General features: G+C 74.8%; 11 protein-coding genes. 6 read left to right on the top strand and 5 right to left on the bottom strand.

The window, feature by feature from the left end; translation table 11 throughout:
* Positions 1-69: 69 nt before the first annotated feature.
* Positions 70-1,713 carry an RICIN domain-containing protein gene (locus ABZY91_RS15780; RefSeq protein ID WP_355402796.1) on the bottom strand — a complete coding sequence of 548 codons (1,644 nt, stop codon included), beginning with the start codon at positions 1,711-1,713 and terminating at the stop codon, positions 70-72.
* 384 nt (positions 1,714-2,097) lie between these two features.
* Between ABZY91_RS15780 and ABZY91_RS15775 the strand changes: the two genes are divergently transcribed.
* The 6 genes from ABZY91_RS15775 (at position 2,098) to ABZY91_RS15750 (ending at position 8,649) form a co-directional block, all read left to right on the top strand.
* Positions 2,098-3,708, top strand: coding sequence for a sigma-70 family RNA polymerase sigma factor (locus tag ABZY91_RS15775; protein ID WP_355402794.1), 1,611 nt, complete (start codon positions 2,098-2,100; stop codon positions 3,706-3,708).
* A 340-nt stretch (positions 3,709-4,048) separates the two neighbouring features.
* Positions 4,049-4,642 carry a hypothetical protein gene (locus ABZY91_RS15770; protein WP_355402792.1) on the top strand — a complete coding sequence of 198 codons (594 nt, stop codon included), beginning with the start codon at positions 4,049-4,051 and terminating at the stop codon, positions 4,640-4,642.
* An 86-nt stretch (positions 4,643-4,728) separates the two neighbouring features.
* Positions 4,729-5,187: a hydrolase gene (locus ABZY91_RS15765; protein WP_355402790.1), complete on the top strand. Its 459-nt coding sequence runs from the start codon at positions 4,729-4,731 to the stop codon at positions 5,185-5,187.
* A 184-nt stretch (positions 5,188-5,371) separates the two neighbouring features.
* Positions 5,372-6,589: a PP2C family protein-serine/threonine phosphatase gene (locus ABZY91_RS15760; protein WP_355402788.1), complete on the top strand. Its 1,218-nt coding sequence runs from the start codon at positions 5,372-5,374 to the stop codon at positions 6,587-6,589.
* Positions 6,590-7,031: 442 nt separating this feature from the next.
* Positions 7,032-7,217: a hypothetical protein gene (locus ABZY91_RS15755; protein ID WP_355402786.1), complete on the top strand. Its 186-nt coding sequence runs from the start codon at positions 7,032-7,034 to the stop codon at positions 7,215-7,217.
* Positions 7,218-7,542: 325 nt separating this feature from the next.
* A complete protein-coding gene (locus ABZY91_RS15750; protein WP_355402784.1) occupies positions 7,543-8,649 on the top strand; it encodes an AI-2E family transporter in 1,107 nt (368 codons plus the stop codon).
* A 278-nt stretch (positions 8,650-8,927) separates the two neighbouring features.
* On the opposite strand, the gene ABZY91_RS15745 is transcribed toward ABZY91_RS15750, so the two are convergent.
* The 4 genes from ABZY91_RS15745 to ABZY91_RS15730 form a co-directional block, all read right to left on the bottom strand.
* On the bottom strand, positions 8,928-10,274 hold the full coding sequence (locus ABZY91_RS15745) for an MFS transporter (RefSeq protein WP_355402782.1): 1,347 nt from the start codon (positions 10,272-10,274) through the stop codon (positions 8,928-8,930).
* Positions 10,271-10,783 carry a hypothetical protein gene (locus tag ABZY91_RS15740; protein ID WP_329883231.1) on the bottom strand — a complete coding sequence of 171 codons (513 nt, stop codon included), beginning with the start codon at positions 10,781-10,783 and terminating at the stop codon, positions 10,271-10,273. Before ABZY91_RS15740 ends, ABZY91_RS15745 begins: the two co-directional genes overlap by 4 nt.
* A complete protein-coding gene (locus ABZY91_RS15735) occupies positions 10,780-12,042 on the bottom strand; it encodes a hypothetical protein (protein WP_355402802.1) in 1,263 nt (420 codons plus the stop codon). The genes ABZY91_RS15740 and ABZY91_RS15735 overlap by 4 nt, the downstream gene beginning before the upstream one ends.
* 124 nt (positions 12,043-12,166) lie before the next feature.
* Positions 12,167-12,313: a hypothetical protein gene (locus tag ABZY91_RS15730; RefSeq protein ID WP_329883230.1), complete on the bottom strand. Its 147-nt coding sequence runs from the start codon at positions 12,311-12,313 to the stop codon at positions 12,167-12,169.
* Positions 12,314-12,624: the final 311 nt, after the last annotated feature.

Here is a 12,624-nt window from a genome sequence, read left to right as displayed (position 1 = left end):
GGGGCCCGCGGGGGCGGGGCCGGGTGGGGTTCCGGTCCGGCCGCCGCGGACGGCGTGGGCGGGAGGTGGCTACTCGCCGCCGTCCTCGCCCGGCACGGGGGCGGCGTCGGGTTCGGTCTCGTTCTCCTCCTCGGGGGTCGCGTCGGCGGCGCCGTCCGCCTCCGGCATCTCGGAGCTCTCGGGCGCGGGGACGTAGGGCGTCGGGGAGAAGGGCGTCGAACCGATCGACGGCAGGTCGAACGGCGGCACGGTGAACGGCGGCAGGGTGAACGAGGGGGCGGCGGACCGCGTCGGCTCGCCGCCGACCGGCGGCACCGTCGGCGAGGGCCGACCGGACGGCGCCGAGGCGGTTGCCGCCCCGGTGCTCGCGCCCGTGGTGGGGGCGGCGCCGGTGCTCGCGCCCGTGGTGGGGGCGGCGCCGATCGGCACCACCCGGAACTGTGCCGCCGGGGAACCCCCGGTCCGCGCGCGTTCGGCCGGCGCGTTCGTCTGCTTGCCGTCACCCCGCAGCTTCAGCACCGCGCCGGCGGCTCGGCTGCGCAGGTTGCCGTAGACCCGGTCGGCGCCGCGCGCGGACGGCATCCACCACTCCTGGCGGGCGTCGCCCGGCTTGCAGTCGGCCAGCACCGGTGCGCCCTCGGACGGCATCGTCAGGCACCTGCCGCTGCGCAGGTGCCGCAGCGTGAGGTAGCCGTTCGGTCCGACGGCGCGGCGCCAGGTCTGGCTGTCGCCGGGTGCGCACGGCTGCTGCACCAGTGAGGTGCCGTCCCCGCCGGCGGTCAGGCACTCTCCGTCGGCCCGGCCGACCAGGGTGGCGTCGAGCGGCCCGGCGGGCTGGTCCTTGATCAGGTAGGGGCTGTTGGCGACGTTCTCCTCGGGGTGCCGGGCCAGCCGGCTGCCGTCCGCCGGGCGCGGGGAGAAGTAGGCGAACTCGTCCTTGGCGCAGTCGAGGACCACCGTGCCCATGATGTCGTCGCACCGCGGCGACTTGTCGTAACCGCGGCAGATCGGGTCGCTGCCCTGGTCGTGGTCGTTGTCGCAGTGGGTCACCCCGAAGTTGTGGATCATCTCGTGGGTGAGCGCCGCCTCGCCGAGGCACTGCCAGTTCACGGCGATCCAGCCGGTGTGGAGGTCGGCCCGGCGCTTGGCCGCGGGCGCCGAGGCCACGCCGCAGCCGGTGGCCTGGCCGGTGTCCACGAAGTAGACGAACCGGGTGCGCCCGACCCGCGCCCGGTCACTGCCGCCGGCCTCCTTCAGCCGGGCCTCGGCCAGTGCCCTGGCCTTCGTGCGGACCTGCCCGACCTTGTACGACCGGTCGTCGCCGTCCACGCCGACCGTGAGCACCTGGGCCTGGCAGCCGGCCTCCTGGGCGAACCGGGGGCGGCGGCTGTCGCCCTGGCCGAAGCGCTGCGCACTGGCCTCGAACACCTGGTCCACGTTCCACAGCGTGGTGCGGATCGCGCTGACCGCGTCCGCCCGGGGCCGGGTGCCCGCCCGGTGGACGTACACGGCCTGGTACCAGCCCTTGCCGGCGGCGTCGGCGGTGTCGCAGGCGACCGGAGGAGTGGCCGGTGCGCTGCGCGCCGCCGACCGGTCGGGCTGCTCGTCGGCCCAGCCGGGCAGGCCCACCGTGGCCCAGGACGCGGCCGCCAGGGTGGCGAGGGCGAGGGGGACGCCGATGGCGAGCGGCGCCCGGTGACGGTTCTTTCGCATGTCTCTCTCCTGCTCGACGGAGCGGGAGCCGGGGAGACGGCCGGGTGGAGCGGAGGTCGGTGCCGGACGCTACCCCACCGGCGGGGCCGGGGCAAAGCGGGACCGCGATGGCAAAGGTTCGGCAAAGGCGCGGGACGCCGAGGCCGGGGAGTCCCTCTCTTCCGGCATCACATTCCGAACGGGGAAAGGGAGTTGGGGAGACCGGCCGTGGAGTCCGGAGGTCAGCGGGTGTCGGTGGCGGGTGCCGGGAACGGCGCGCCGCCGGCGCCCGACCGGCAGACGTCGACACTTCCCCCGCATGACCCGGCGACACCGCCACGTATTCCGTATTTCGTATGACGCCTGTAGCTTCGCTTCGGACGGCTCGACCAGATCGGCTCAGAGATGCACCTCCCCGACAGGACACCGCGCGGCCTGCCGCACGATCGCGGCCCGGAGCTCTCCGCCCTGGACGACGCCGCCCTCGCCGCGCTGCTCGGTGCCCGGGCCGAGGGCGGCCCGGGCACCGAGGCGGTGATGGCGGAGGTGTTCTCCCGACACCACGGCGCCGTCCTGTCCTACGCGCGCACCTGCTGCCGCGACGCCCAGACCGCCCAGGACCTCGCCGCGGAGGCGTTCGCCCGGACCTACCGGGTGGTGGCGGCCGGTGGCGGACCGCGGTACGCCTGGCGGCCCTACCTGTTGACCTGTGTCCGGCGGGTCGCCGCCGAGTGGAGCGCCGGGCCCGAGGCGAGACTGCTGCCCTCCGACGAGGTCGACTCCTGGGCGTCCCACCTCGCGCACGAGGACGCCGCCCACGGCACGCTCGCGGCCGAGGAACGCTCCCTCGTCGCCCGCGCCTACCGCGCACTGCCGGACCAGTGGCAGGCGGTGTTGTGGCACTCGGTGGTCGAGGAGGAGACGGCGCACTCGGTGGGGCAGCGGCTCGGTCTCTCGCCGAGCGGTGTGCGCTCGCTCGCCGCGCGGGCCCGCGAGGGGCTGCGCGAGGCCTACCTGAGCGAGCACCTAGGCTCCCGGACGACGGACGAGTGCCGGTACTACGGGCGAATGCTGAGCGGTTCGCTGCGTCGCCCGGGCCGGCGGCGCAGCCGCGAGCTCGATCGGCACCTCGCCGCGTGCGCCGACTGCGCACGGGCCGCCGAGGAGCTGCGTGCGCTCAACGGCCGGATCCCGGCCGCGCTCCCGGCCGCCCTGCTGGCCTGGCCCGCCGTCGGCCTGCCAGGTGCCGGTGCCGGTGCCGGTCTCGGCGTGGGCGCGGGGCTCGGCGCGGGGGCGGGGGCGGGGCTCGGTGGCGGGCCCTTGGCCGCCCTGGCCGCCAAGGGGTGGTCGCTCTGGGCCGCGGCGGCGGTCACCGCCGCCGGTGCCGCCACGACGGCCGCGGTCCTGCTGCCGGAGGCCGGGGCGCCGTCCACCGTCGGCCGTCCGTCTCCGGCGACGAGCCCCGCGGGCGACGCCGTCGGGCCCGCACGTCAGGCCGATCCGCCACCGCCGTCGCCGTCGCCGACGCCGGCCCCCGTTCCGTCGGCGCTCCCGTCCGGCACCTCCCCGACGGCCTCGGCGACGCCCTCCGGCGCGCGCCGACTGGTCAACGCCCGCACCTCCCTCTGCGCGCAGGCCGGCCCGGCCCGGAGCGTGGCCCTCCAACCGTGCCGGGACCGGCCCGAGCAGCTCTGGCAGCTGCTCCCGGACGGCGAGGGAGCCCGGATCAGGAACGTCGCCACCGGGCTCTGCCTGGGCAACGGCGGGCGGTCCTCCGACCAGGCGGCCGTGCTCGCGGAGGACTGCGCCGCGGCCTCGCCGGGCCAGTCCTGGCGGGTCGTCACGGACGGCCGGCCCCATGCGGTGATCAACCGGGGCAGTGGGCACTGGCTGGGCATCACGCGCTGGGCGGACCCCGGGGGAGCGGGGGAGACGCTCACCCAGAGCATGAACTACTACAACAGCCGCTCCTTCCGCTGGGTGGTGGCCGGCGGGGACCGGACCGTCCCCGACTGAACCGTGACCGGCCCGTCTCGTTCTCTCCGGCGGTAGCCCCGGCCGGCGGCCGGCGGCTCGGCCCTGTGGGCGGGGCGGGCGGTGCGGACCCCGAGGAGGGGCCGCACGTCCTGCGGCGGTGCCGTTCCTCACGAGGTCGGGCACGCCGGTCCGGATCCTCACCGGTGCGCGAGTGCGGTGCGCCGCCCTGCCTGCTCGCCGGGCCCGCTCGCCCCCTGCCCGCTCGCCGGGCGGGATCGACGCGGGCGGATCGATCCGGGCAGAATCGCCGGAAGCGGAATCGACGGAAGCGAAGTCGACGCGCCGCACGCGCCGCAGGAGTTCACCACCGGGGGAACGGATGTCCCAGTACGTCATGATGTCGGCAGCGACGGCCATCGCGCGGCCACGGCTGTCGGCCTACCTGCGAGCGCCGGTCGCCCCCGCCTCCACCTGGGCGGAGGACGACTGGACCGGCCTCTGCGAGGCCTGGAACGACGGCGACGTGCGGCGCCGGTACCGCGCGGAGCTGGCCGGTGCCGTCCGGGAGTGCGACCGCTGGATCGGCGGCGACTACGCGGGTCTGCTGCGCGGTCTCGACGGCGACGGCTGCCTGACGGCCGGGTTCGACGAGGCCTCCGGCTCGCTCACGCTCGACTTCGAGGCCCGGGTCGACTTCCGTCTCCCCACGCTGGTCTGGGCGTTCACCGCCCTGCGCGGCATGACCGCCTTCATGGCCGGGGACGACGGCGGGCTCCTGACGGCCACCGTGGACTGGAGCGACGACCGGGTGCTCATGCACCTCGCACCGAAGCGGTCGTCGTTCCTCGACGGGAGCCGGGACGCCGAGGCCCTGTCGAGGGCCAGGGACGCCGCGTTCGACGTGCGGTGCGCCGCCGAGGACGGGGAGGCCGGTTCGGCGACCGAGCTCATCGGCCGCCTGCTGGAGGACTGACGCCCCGTCGGACCGGGTGCCCCCGCGCCCGGCCCGACCGGGTGCGCTGCCTTCCGCGGCGCGGGCAGCGGCTAGCGTGGTGCCCCGTGCCCACCGACCCGACGCCGCAGCCGGCCCTCAACCTGCCCCAGCTCCTGTGGGACGTCCCGTACGTCGGCGCCCGCCACCCCGGCTCACCCGCCGTCGCCGAGCGCCCCGGCCTCGCCGCCGGGGCGAACTGCCAGCTCTACGCCTACGCGGTGCTCGCCCACTTCGGCCGCGTCGTCCCGCCGTTGCGCTCCAGCGACCTGTGGGAGGACCGGGACGCCACCCGGCGGGTCAGCACCCCGCGCCCGCTGGACCTGCTCCTCTTCAACGCGACCGACGACGCCTACGGGGCGCACGTCGGCGTCTGCGCGGGCGGGGACACCGTCCTGCACCTGTGCGCGGAGGTGGGCCGCCCGGTGGTCTGGCGTCTGGCCGAGTTCGGCGCGCGCGACCGCTACCGGGTCCTGGTCGGCATCAAGCGGGTACGCGGGACGCATCTCGATGCCGGGCGCGGCTGAGGGGACCCCCGTCCGGCCCCACCCGGCCAGGTGCGCCCGCGGCGTCCCTGCGGCACCCCCCGCACCGGCGACCCGTCCCGGCTGTGCGCCGATCGGGTGAGATCCGGACCCGGTACGGGCGAACCTCGGGCCGGCTCCGCCGTGTCGGCCGACGGCCGTGCGGTGCGCGGGATCGGCTGGGACGATGGCCGACGAGACCTTGCCACTGAACCTGGGCGAACAGCTGCTGGAGGAGTTCCTCACTGCCAGACGCACGCTGGACCCGGCCGACGTGCCCACCATCGCCCAGCGGTACACCCAGGCCCTCGGCCTCGGATCCAGCACGGTCTACCTCGCCGACATCCAGCAGAACCAGCTGTTCCCGCTGGCCGGCGGCGCCAACCTGCCGATCGACGGGACCCTCGCCGGCTGGGCGTACCGCACCGGGGCACTGCGGGTCGGTGAGGACGGGGCCGACACACTGCTCGCCTGGCTGCCCCTGGTCGACGGTGCCGAGCGGCTCGGCGTGCTCGGTGTCCGGACCACCGGCCTCGACGCCGGCGGGCTGCGGCGGTGCAGGCTCCTCGCGGCGATGACGGCCATGGTGATCACCTCCAAACGGGACACCAGCGACAGCTATGCCCGCAGCACCCGGGCGGAGACCATGAGCCTGCCCGCCGAGATGCTCCGCGCGTTCCTCCCCGTCCGCACCGTCTCCAACAGCCAGGTCATCTCGACCGCCGTCCTGGAACCCGCCTACGACCTGGGCGGTGACGCCTTCGACCACTCGCTGGCCGAGGGTGTGCTGCACGCGGCGGTCCTGGACGCGATGGGGCACGACCTCGCGTCCGGCCTGACCGCCGCCGTGGCCCTCGCCGCGTGCCGCAACGCCCGCCGCAACGGCGCCGACCTGCCCGACCTCGTCGCCACCATCGACGACGCCATCCAGCGGTGGTTCCCCGACCGCTTCGTCACGGGCGTCCTCGCCCGGCTCGACCTCGCGACCGGCACCCTGCACTGGGCGAACTGCGGCCACCCGCCACCGTTGCTGATCCGCGGCCGTGAGGTGGTGGCCGATGCCCTGGCCCGCACCAGCGAGCCGCCGTTGGGCCTGGCGGGTCTCTCCGGCGCGCCCCGTTCCGTCCACACCTTCTCGCTCCGACCGGGTGACCGGCTGCTGATCTACACCGACGGGGTCATCGAGGCCAAGGGCACGAACCACGAGATGTTCGGACTCGATCGCTTCGCCGACTTCGTGATCCGGGCCACCGCCGCCGGTGAGGTCGCCCCGGAGGCGCTGCGCCGTCTCATCCACGCCCTGCTGGAGAACGACGACAGCACGCTGACCGACGATGCGACGATCATGATGATCGAGTGGCAGCCCGAGGCTCCGCCGGTCGGGACGCTTCCCCCGGCCCGCTGAAGCCTCACCGGCACGGCCCGGCCTCCGCCGGCATCGGTGACGTGTGGGACAGCCTCAAGCGTCTTCCCAGGTGGGGGAGTCGGCCAGGACTCACCGGGTGGAGTGACGGCGCACCCCGCGTCGGTCCGTTCCGTCCCCGGCGCCGCCGTACCCGCTCCGGCCGTGACTCCCGTCGGCCGGACGGCCGCCGGACGACTCCCGCCCGTGCCCCGGGGACGATCAGTCCCCGGAGCCCGGCCGGAGCCCGGTACTGGGAACCCGGCGTGGGAGACTTCGCCCGCTTGTTCGATCTTGGGGGCGTCGGCCGGACCGGGCGCGGACGTACGAGCAGCTGACGGCCGGAGGCACGGGCTTCCTCGTCCCGCTCGCGTTCTACGCCGCCGCCGTCCTGCTCTCCCTCGCCGCGTACTTCCTCCTGCCGTTCCGCGCCGGCACGCTCGCGATGGTCGTCGGCCTGGGGCCGCTGACCCTGCTGAGGCCCGTCGCCGTCGCCGCTGCCTGCCTCGGTGCCCTGGTCAACGGCGGAGGCTGGCCCTCCCAGCTGGTCGGCGTGGCCGCGGGCGCCGCCGTGCTGTGCGTCGAACCCCTGGTGCACCGCCGCTGGTACCGCCACGTGCTCGCACCCTAGGTCCGCCGGGTGCCCGGCCGAGGGTCGCGAGGAGCGGGAGTATCGACGCGACGTGGTGCGGTGGGAGCCCGTGGGATCGCCCGTGGGGTGGGTGACCGTCGGCGCGGGAACTGCCCGGGGAGCGGACCAGCCGCTATGCAGAGGGCATGCCGTTTTCGCACTCCAGCTGTTCCCGGTGCCACTGTTCCCGGTGCCACGCCCGGTCCTCGGGGCCGGACGGGCACCCGTCCGGCCCCGAGGACCGGGCCGGCGCCGCCCGGGCGGTCGCCGTCGGCGCCTTCGGGCCCGGGGCCCGCCTCCGGTGTGCGGCCGCCGGCGGTGCGGCATGCCGGTGAGACGTCCCGGGCCCCGTCGGCCGACCCCCGTGGCGGACGGCGGCGGGGGCGCGGGCCGGGGGCTGCGCCGCCTGTCGGACTACGCGTGGCGGCTGCTCGTCGTCGCGGTGGCCGCGTACCTGGTGCTGACGGTGCTGGGCCGGTTCCACCTGATCACGCTCGCCGCCTTCCTCGCGCTGGTGATCACTTCGGTGGTCCGGCCGCTGGTCGACCTGGCCGCCCGTGCCGTTCCGCGCCCGCTCGCCGTGCTGGTCGGCCTGGCGGTGGCGCTCCTGGTGCCCGTCGGCCTGCTCGCCCTGATCGGGGAGACGGTGGCGAACGACATGGCCCGCCTGACCCGGGAGTTCCAGGGCGGTCTGGACCGGCTGGAGAAGCTGCTGCAGGGGCGACCCCTGCACCTCGGTCCGACGGCCTTCGACGACCTCGAACACAAGGTCTCTGACTTCGCGGCCCGCCACCGTTCGACCCTGATCAGCACGGCCGTCAGCGGCGCCCACCGGGCGATCGAGCTGGCCACGGGCGCTGCGCTCGCCCTGTTCATGTCGGTGTTCTTCCTGCACTCCGGCGAGCGGATGTGGCGGTGGACGTCCGCCCAGCTGCCGTCCGCCGCGGCGGACCGCCTCGACCGGGGCGGCCGGGCGGCCTGGCGGACCTTCGCCGGCTACACCCGGGGCATCTTCGTCGTCGCCGCGAGCAACGCCGTCATGGTCGGCGTCTCGCTGTTCCTCCTGGACGTGCCGCTCGCCCTGCCGCTGACCGTGCTGGAGTTCCTCGCCTCCTTCGTCCCATTGGTCGGCTCGCCGATCGCGATGCTGGTCGCCTCCCTCGTGGCCCTGGCCGCGCGTGGGCCGGTGACCGCCGTTGTGGTGCTGCTGCTGATCGTGGTGATCGGTCAGATCGAGGGGCATCTGCTCCACCCCCTGGTCATGAGCCGGGCGGTCAGCCTGCACCCGGTGGTGGTCGCCGTCTCGGTGCTCGCGGGCAGCATCGCGGCGGGGGTGATCGGCGCCGTCGTCGCCGTCCCCGCGGTCTCGGTGGTCTGGTCGGTCTACGCGGAGCTGCGCCGCCCGCATCCGGCGGCGCAGCGCGCGCCCTGACGGCCCGGAGCCGCGGCTCCGGACCTCGGCCGGGGCACCGCGCCGCCGGGCGCGCGTGGTGCGTGGCGCGTGGCGCGTGGCGCGTGGTGCGTGGTGCGTGGTGCGTGGCAGGAAATCTTGCGGTTCTCACTGCCCCAACTGACCACCTCTCACCGACGGGCGCCGAAGATCTTTCGGTTCAGGGTCGGTCGAGGCGATCGGGGTGGCGATGACCGTGCAGAACCGCGCCCCGTTCGTGCGGTGGCTCCGGTGGCCCGCCGCCGGTGCGCGGCGGGCCACTACCCGGCGTGGACGGTCCGGGCGGCCCGGGTGTCGCGGGCCGCCCGGGCGGCCACGGGGAGGACCAGGAGGGCGACGACGGCGCCGCCCAGCGCCAGCGTGCTGTAACCGCCGGCCGTGACGACCAGACCGGAGAGCAGTCCGCCGGTGCTGCCCGCGACCGCCAGGCCGACGTCGACCAGCCCTTGGGTGGAGGCGCTCCTCGTGGGCGGCACGGCCGCGGTGACGATGGCCGTGCCGCTGACCAGACCGAGGTTCCAGGCCACCCCGGCCAGGACCAGCGCCCCGGCCAGGACGGTCACCGAGTCCGTCGGCGCCACGCCCGCGAGGACGGCGGCCGCGCAGAGGGTGACGCCGGAGGCGGCGGCGACCGGCAGCGCGCCCAGGCGGTCGACGAGCATGCCGCTGAGCGGGGACGGCAGGAACATGGCGCCGATGTGCAGCGAGATGACGAGCCCGGTCGCGCCGGTGCCGTGCCCGTGGGCGGCCAGGTGGACGGGCGTCATCGTCATGATGGCGACCTTGACCACCTGGCCGAGCAGCATGACCCACAGTCCGGTCGCGACGCCGGGCCCGCGTGCCGTCCGGTCCTCGGCGGCGACCGCACCGCTCCCGTCCGGCTCCTTCGCCGTCCGCGCGTTCTCCCGCGCCGCCGCGTTCTCGCGCTCCGCCGCCTGTGCGCGTGCCAGGTGGAGCGGGTCGGGCCGCAGCAGCGTGCCCAGGACGGCGGCGGCCGCCGCGTACCCGAAGGCGGCCAGCAGGAACGGGCCGGCCAGGCGCGGGATCCCCCAGGTCTGCGCCACGTCGCCGGTGACGGTCACCAGGTTGGGGCCGGCGACCGCGCCGAGCGTCGCGGCGAGCAGGACCCGGCTCAGGGCCCGGCCGCGACGGTCCGGCGAGGCGAGGTCGGCGCCCGCGTACCGGGCGAGCAGGTTGGTGGCGGTGCCGGCGCCGTAGACCAGGAGCGAGACGAGCAGCAGCGGCACGTTGTCGGCGGCCACCGCCGCCACCACGCCGATGCTGCCCAGGGCGCCGACCGCGTAGCCGAGACCGAGCCCCGGCCGCCTCCCCCGGCGCTGGCAGAGGCGGCCGATACCCAGCGCTCCGAGCATGGACCCGCCGGTGAACAGGGCGCTCGGGATGCCGGCCAGCCCGGTCGACCCGAGCATCTCCTCGGCGAGCAGCGCACCCACCACGATGCCCGCGGTGAGCCCGGCGCCGCTGACCACCTGGGAGATCACCAGGACGGTCAGGACCCGCCGCTGGGCCGGGTGTTCGGGCGGACGGCCGGGATCCGCGACGGTCGGTGAGGAGGCGGAGGAGGAGGCCGAGGACGGGAGCGTCATGCGGACGCCAGCGGGCGGAGCGCCGAGATCTCCTCCAGCGACATCTCCATGTCCTCGTGCAGGTAGCGGACGATGGTCCAGTGGGCCGGCGTCCCCTCGTCGAAGGGGCCGAACTCCCGGCAGTACAGGGGGATCCAGCGCAGCGCCTCCTCGGCCGCCCGCTCCCGGCCGGGCTCCTCCTGGTACGCCTCGTAGGCGATGCTGCGGTGGTTGATGAAGAACCCGCCCGGCAGGCGCTCCTCGCACAGGACCCGGTACTCGCGGGTCTGCAGGATGAGGTAGTGCCAGATCTCGTCGATGTCCTGCTCGACGGGGAGGAAGAGGCCGGCGAGCTCCTCGCGGTAGCGGGAGACGAGGTAGAGGTAGCGCAGGCACTCGGTGACCTGGCGCTCGGCCTCGGCCGGGGTCACGCCGGTCCGGTCGGCCGTGTACGCGACCGCCTCGGCGTGCAGGACGTCGCCGAGCAGGGCCTTGAGGTCGTCGGCCGAGACGTGGGCCTGGGTGGTCATGCTTCTCCGTCCGCTGGTCGGCCGTCCGTCGCGAGCCAGGCGTACTTGCCCGACTTGCCGATCGGCAGGTGCTCTCGGTGCTCGACGTGACATCGCCGTCCGGTGAGCCGCCGGACGCCGTCGGCCAGGGCGTCGGCCTCGGCCGGGTCGAGAGGGGAGCCGTCGAAGGTGGTGCAGCGCAGCACGGCCTCGTCGTCGGGGCCGCCCACGTGCAGGCGGTGCAGGAAGATCCGGGGCGCGACGCCGCCGACGAGGTCGTCGAGGTCGCCCTGCGCGACCGGCCCGTGGGGGGAGGGGAGGAGTTCCTTCTCCCGGCCGCAGAACCGGGCGATGCGGTCCGGGTCCGGGCTGCCGTCCAGCGTGCGGACGCAGTCCCCCGAGCGGTAGCGGACCAGCGGCATGTACGGGTTCCGCACGCTCGTCACGATGAGGCTGTAGATCTCGCTGCCCGGGGCGACCGGGAGGAGTTCGACGCTCATCCGGTCGAGATACGGGCGGTACCGGCCGGTCCGGTCGCTGTAGTACAGGTAGCCGAGCTCGGTGCTGCCGAACAGGTCCACGATCGGGCAGTCGAAGTGTGCCCGCAGGTACCGGACCACGTTCACCGGGGTGTACTCGTAGGCGTGGACGATGCTGGCCGGCTGCGGGAACCTCTCCCACAGGCCCCACTCGACGGCCTTCCGCACCAGGTGGGCGAGGTGGTAGCCGGAGCAGTCGAGGTGGTAGCGGCCCTCCGGGTGGGCCAGCCGCGCCTCCTCGATCTCCCCGAGCATCCGTTCGACGTCCGCCCGCTGCCACCGGGCCGGGTCCAGGCGGAGGTTGAGGTAGACGGTGCGGTCGTCGAGCCACCGGTCGCTCAGGGCCGGCTCGGGGGCCGGGTCCTCCCCCCGCTTCCTGGCGTTGACCCGGGCGACGTGCTCGGTGGCCAGGACGGTGGTGAGGGAGACCCGTCGGCAGCCCTGCTCCCAGGTCGCGGCGATTTCGGGGTGCTCGCTCCACAGCCGGTAGTAGGAGTTCAGCAGGAAGTACGGCGGGCGGATGATCTGCATTCTGGCGTGATTCGTGCCCGTGGAGAGTACGAACTCCGCCTGGCCGGCTTCGAGCGCGGCGGCGAGGGCCGGAGTCATCCAGTTGTCCGGGAATCCGCGCGCAATCTCGGGCTTCTCCAGAATGGGGAAGTGGCCCTGTTCGATCGAGGCCCGGTAGATCGGAATGTCCCTGATCCGGTCGACCACCTCGGCGGTCGGCTGGCCGTTCACTGTCACCTCCGGTGAGTACGCGGAGCATCGGCGGCCCGCTGCCGTGACGTGCCGGCGTGGGTCTGCGGGCGGAGGCCGGGCCGGCGCGGTGCGCCGGCCCGGCCCACGTCGTGCGGGTGGTGCGTCAGGAGATACAGCCGGACTTCGCGACGCTGATGCAGCCGGACTTGGCCACGCTGATGCAGCCGTCCTTGGCGTTCTGCGCGGAGTTGGCGGCGACCCAGCCCTTCCACTTGTCGTCCTGGGTCATCTTCTTGATGAGCTGTTCCATTCGGACCTCCGAGGTGTGTCGGGGTAGCCGGCGGCGTCGACCGACGCCGCCGTGCCGACATTAAAATGATGGTCAAGCCAGTGTCAATGCAAGGTAATTGGACATCGTTCGGGTCCGACTGGCCGATACTCGTCGGCGCGGCCGGGATCCTGCCCGTCAGGTCGGTCGCCGGTCGGTCGCCGGTCGGTCCCGGCGGGCGCTCCGGACGATGCGGCCGACGACGGCTGCGGCCCGTTCCGGTGCTCCTCCAGCCACCGGCCGAGGTGTTCCCGGACGGCCTGGCCGACGCAGGCACGCACCGCCTCGTTGCC

This window comes from Kitasatospora sp. NPDC002965 (assembly GCF_040611255.1).
Lineage (GTDB): Bacteria > Actinomycetota > Actinomycetes > Streptomycetales > Streptomycetaceae > Kitasatospora.
The sequence above is the reverse complement of the archived record's forward strand: the minus strand, read 5'-3'. Positions and strand labels throughout refer to the sequence as shown.